This is a genomic window from Bradyrhizobium sp. Ken01 (assembly GCF_055807355.1).
Map to the genome: position 1 here is coordinate 1 of NZ_JBVVPC010000220.1, position 266 is coordinate 266.

A 266-nucleotide genomic window follows, 5' to 3' on the forward strand; every position below is an offset into this window, starting at 1 on the left:
CTCTCGGCCTTCAGCGCCGCGATCCCGGCCGCAGCATCCGGCCGCGGCTCGTCGCGCATGGCAATCAGCCCGGCCACCACGCCATCGGCGACGAGCACTGACACCGTCTTGCCCTGGCCGTTGAAGCTGTCGACGGCGAGGCGCTGCGCTTGCGTCATGTCGGCGCGTTCGCCCGCCGCCTGGCCGGAGCCGAGGAAGACGGCGACGCCGCCAACGCTGCCCTCGACACCCTTGCCCGAGATTGCCTTCGCTGCGAGAGCCGGCGG

At 72.6% G+C, this 266-nt stretch carries 1 pseudogene; it reads right to left on the minus strand.

The features are described from left to right. Positions 1–266 (minus strand): annotated as a pseudogene (locus tag AC0L3S_RS39410) (heavy metal translocating P-type ATPase); the annotation flags it as partial.